The sequence below is a fragment of the uncultured Butyricimonas sp. genome (assembly GCF_959596855.1).
In the GTDB taxonomy this organism is placed as follows: domain Bacteria; phylum Bacteroidota; class Bacteroidia; order Bacteroidales; family Marinifilaceae; genus Butyricimonas; species Butyricimonas muris.
Genome location: NZ_CAUFYA010000093.1, coordinates 1 through 3,904, shown reverse-complemented (window position 1 = coordinate 3,904; position 3,904 = coordinate 1). Strand labels below are relative to the sequence as shown.

2 protein-coding genes are annotated in these 3,904 nt (G+C 48.1%); both read left to right on the top strand.

Translation table 11 applies throughout. The annotated features are described in order from the left end of the window. Positions 1-2,955, top strand: a 2,955-nt coding sequence (locus Q5866_RS20835; protein WP_303182303.1) for a SusC/RagA family TonB-linked outer membrane protein, incomplete at its 5' end; no start/stop codon positions are given. 4 nt (positions 2,956-2,959) lie between these two features. Further along, positions 2,960-3,904: RagB/SusD family nutrient uptake outer membrane protein (locus Q5866_RS20830; protein WP_303182301.1), on the top strand; the 945-nt coding region annotated here is incomplete at its 3' end.

The following is a 3,904-nucleotide window of genomic DNA, read 5'->3' as shown; positions in this document are numbered from 1 at the left end:
TCGAAACTTGATGAAGTCACCGTCATCGCTTACGGGGAACAATCGAGAAGAAATGTCATAGGAGCCATGTCAACCGTCAAGGCTGACGAGATAAAAGACATACCTTCTCCCAATTTGGCTAATTTGTTACAAGGACGAGTCGCCGGGATGAGCGTGCTTAACACGTCGGGAGCCCCCGGGGGTGGAGGTACAATCGTCACGATAAGAGGGTATAATTCACTGGATGTCGAACAAGGAAGCCGGTACTCGAACCCGTTATGGGTCGTTGACGGGGTTCCCATGTACTCGTTCACCTCTCCGATCTCGGGCTTGAACACCCTGGCGGAAATTGACCCTAACGATATTGAATCAATACAAATCTTGAAAGATGCCGCTTCGGCAGCCATATACGGGTCCCGGGCGGCGAACGGCGTGGTTCTCCTGACAACCAAGAAAGGCAGGATTAACCAGAAGGCAAAAGTCAGCCTGAATGTTTCACGAACTTTTATCTTCAGCCCTTCCCTACCCGATCTGATCGGTGGCAACATGGAAAGAAAAGTCCGGATGGAAGCGTTGGGAAACATGCAGGAAGCGTATTTCGATCCCGAGAACAACCGTTACAAGTACCCGGAAAATTATCTCGAATCGTACCTGAACGGGGCAGATTATAACTATTTTTGGAACATGGGGGACGGGAGAACGATACCTCTATACCAGGATAGTTTAAACCCGTTCTATAATAACTCGACGGATTTATTCAAGTATTACTTCCGCACGGCAAAAGTCACGGACGCGAATATCCAAGTCTCCGGGGGAGCCTCTAGTATCGCGTACAATATTGGCCTCGGGTTTTACGACGAGACGGGCGTGTTAAGAGGAACGGGCTTTACCCGGGTAAAATTGTTGTCCAACCTTTTCATCACTCCCGTGGAGAAAATGAACATGAACCTGCGTTTCTATCTCGCACGTACCGGCAGGAACCGCTCTTCAAGGTCTCAAAACGGGTACAATTTCACTACCGGGCTTGACCTAGAGAGGATACCCGATGAACTGTTGAGCACCTCGACCTTGCTACCGGGGAAAGGGACTCCCGCTTTTGATGAAATGATAAAAAGATTCAAGGGGACAAATGAAAAGAACGAGTCGTACCGCGTACGGGCCAACTTCGATGCTAGTTATGAAATCATCAAGGGGCTGACCTTCAAAACCTCGGTAGCCGTGGATTACTCGCAACAAAACCTGAACCTGTTCCAACCCTCCTACCTCGACGAGAACGACGAGAGTTTCTCTAGCGGCCAGATAGAAAGGGCGATGATGCTCCTAAACGAGAACCTGTTGACCTACAAGCATTCTTTTAACGAGGATCATAACATAGATATTCTACTGGGGCATTCCGTCCAGATGGATGAAACGAACTCGTTACAAGGATACGGGAAAAGGGCCCCGAGCGACTTGATTCATTACGTGAGCTGGTTCGAGAACGTGTACGATGTCGAAAAAAGCCGTACACTGAAAGACTTTTATTCCGACAGGACGAAAAGTACCATGATCGGCTTGTTCGGGCGAGTGAATTATAACTACAAGCAAAAATACCACGCCTCTTTCACGATCAGGCGTGACGCGAGTTCTAAGTTCGGCAAGAACGTGCGCTGGGCGACATTTCCCTCTTACGCGATTGGCTACACCTTCTCGGAAGAACCTTTCATGGACTGGGCAAGGAGCGTGCTTGATTTCGGAAAGATCAGGGTTAGTTACGGGAAATCGGGAAAACAATTCGATCAACCGTACATCAGCCACGGTTTACTAACTGTCTCGTCCCCCTTCCTCGGGCACCCGACAGTGCAACCAGAATGGTCACAAGGTTTGATGAATGATAAACTTACCTGGGAAGAAACGAAACAGTTCGATCTCGGGTTGGACTTGGATTTCTTCCAACACGAGGTCAATATTACAGTTGACTATTATCACCGCCTCACGGACAAGTTACTGTACAATATAACTCTACCGGGGAATTATTCCGGGTATCAGCGGCAATGGCAGAATGCTTACGCTATCGTCAATTCTGGTATCGAGTTCATGGTGAAGTGGGATATCATCCGGAAGGAAAAATTCACGTGGAATATGTCCTTCAATATAGCGCGAAACTGGAACCGGTTGAAAAAAAGTACTAACGGGATGGATTTCCAGAATTTCAATGGTGTCGAGAATTTTAACAACAACCTGAGCGTGATCGGGAAGGCGTTGAACGGGATATACGTGTACAAGGACAAGGGGTACTATAACAGCGAGTCGGAGATCCCGTCATACTACCTGAACGGCACGAGAGTGTACATGTACGGGAGTAATATCTATCAATTCTATCGACCGGGAGACCGGGTTATCGCCGACGTGGACGGAAACGGGCAGGTCAACGTGCTTGTACCCTCGCAAGATGACCGTGTATACGAGGGATCGCCGTTGCCGAAGGCATCGGGAGGTATAACGAGTTCTTTGTCATGGAAAGGTTTCGACTTGAACGTTTTGTTCAATTTCGTGATCGGTCGTCACATCCTGAACGCCGGGAAGGGTGCTTCCGTGGGGACTAGACTCGGGATAACTCTTGACGAGACCACGAAACCCCTGTCTGCCAAACCGGGAGATTTAACATTCTGGCAAAAACCGGGAGATAAAACTAATTTCCCCGTGAACCGGGTTGAAAAAGGATTGAACAACTTCGCGACCAACTTGTCCTCCAATGTCGAGCGTGTTAGTTTTATAAAGCTAAAATCATTCACGTTAGGATATACCGTACCCCCGAGAATCATCAAGACCACGAAAATGAACATCCGTGTATTCTTTTCTGCCGAAAACGTGTTCACGATCGATAATTACAGTGGCCCCGATCCGGAGAGAGTTGATCTCACGACCGGTATCGATGATTACGGGAGTTATCCCCTGGCCAAAAGATTAACACTAGGTTTAACTGTAAATTTTTGAAGATATGAGAAAGATAAAATACATGTCACTCTTGTTACCCTTGATAATACTTTTCGGGTGCGAGGACTTTTTGAACGAAGAGCCGGAAAATTCCGTGACTAATGGTAACTTCTGGAAAACGGGACAAGACGTCGAATCTGCCGTTTACGGGATGCAACGTGAATTTAGAAACGTGTTCGGGAACGTGACTCTTTTATACCGGGATCGGGGACTCCCCTTCGACTACATGAACCCACAATGGTCTCGTGCATCTAACGGGACACCATCGTGGAAAGGCACTGACGGCCAGTTGAACTGGGTGGGATTGTACAGGCTTATCGCTAACTGTAATTTAATCCTTGATAATATAGGGTTAGCTTCTTTACCGGGAGACAGGCACGATTTTTACCGGGGACAAGCTTTATGTACCCGGGCGTATACCTATTTCTACATCCTTAAAACCTGGGGGGATGCCCCGCTCGTGAAAGAATCCGTGGATGTCGGGGAGAAAGCGAGAAGCAAGTGGCAAGACCTGGCCGATTTCGCGATAGCGGACTTGAAAGAAGCGACGAGATTACTGCCCGTGGCAACAAACCTTAAAAACGAGGACGGTGCCACGATAACGAGCAAACAGGTTCCATCCAAAGGCACCGCCTGGGCAATTCTCGCTCACGTGTACGCGTGGAAGGCGGCCCTGAATAACGAACCGGATTTAAACAAGCTGGCGATCGAGGCGTGTGATTCTGTTATCGGGGATAGATCGTATCAATTAGCAGATAACGCGAAAGATATTTGCGAGAAAGTACTCCTGGGAAATAGCGACGAAGGTATTCTTGAACTGGATTTTCGTAATACATCCGGGCAAGATCTACGAGCTGCAGGTTCGTACGCTGCCGAATTTTTCCAAAAATACCCGGTAGTACCTTTAACCACTCCTTCGACTCGCCGAACGTTCTTACGCTTAAATAAT